The sequence below is a fragment of the Kineobactrum sediminis genome (assembly GCF_002868715.1).
Taxonomy (GTDB): domain Bacteria; phylum Pseudomonadota; class Gammaproteobacteria; order Pseudomonadales; family Halieaceae; genus Kineobactrum; species Kineobactrum sediminis.
In genome coordinates this window covers 1-655 of sequence record NZ_PKLZ01000033.1, presented here as the reverse complement: position 1 = coordinate 655, position 655 = coordinate 1, and the positions used below count along the sequence as shown (strand labels likewise).

Annotated in this window: 2 protein-coding genes; one reads left to right on the top strand and one right to left on the bottom strand. The window is 21.2% G+C overall.

Going from position 1 to position 655, the window contains the following annotated elements:
• The first annotated feature begins 30 nt into the window (after positions 1 to 30).
• A complete protein-coding gene (locus CWI75_RS18775; protein ID WP_241521301.1) occupies positions 31 to 420 on the top strand; it encodes a hypothetical protein in 390 nt (129 codons plus the stop codon).
• Here the strand turns inward: CWI75_RS18775 and CWI75_RS18995 are convergent.
• A complete protein-coding gene (locus CWI75_RS18995) occupies positions 369 to 506 on the bottom strand; it encodes a hypothetical protein (protein WP_420913265.1) in 138 nt (45 codons plus the stop codon). The two genes, CWI75_RS18775 and CWI75_RS18995, sit on opposite strands and share 52 nt — an antisense overlap.
• Positions 507 to 655: the final 149 nt, after the last annotated feature.

The window sequence follows — 655 nt, the reverse complement described above, 5'->3', positions numbered from 1 at the left end:
ATTTAAAATTAATTAAATATGAATGGAATAATGAATGGTAATATAATAATAAATATTGATAAAGGTAGAAATATTTTTCATCTTATTAATATTAATATATCATATCGAAATCGAGGATATGTTCCTCGTACTCAAATTAATATAATTGTGATTATGATTATAATTGTTATTGAAATGATAGATTTAATAGGACTAAAAAATATTATAGTTGAAATTATTCTTAAAATAAGTATTCTTAAATATTCTGATAGAAAAATTAAAGCAAATCATCCTCCTATATATTCAACATTGAAACCTGAAACTAATTCGGATTCTCCTTCTGCAAAATCGAATGGTCTACGATTAGTTTCTGCTAAACAAGAAGATAATCATATAATAAATAAGAGAATATTTCCAAAAAAAAAGTATAATATATACTGAGATTCTTCTATTTGAGTAAATGAATAGGATTGAGATAATAAAACTAAAAATAAAATGATTATGAAAAATGGTACTTCATAAGAAATTATTTGTGCAACTCTTCGAATAGATCCTAAATGACAATATTTTGAATTAGTTGATCATCCAATAAGTAGAATGAAATATACTCCTATTCTTGATAAAATAAAAAATATTAATAAATTATGTTTAATGTCAATTAAGGTTGAAAAATTAT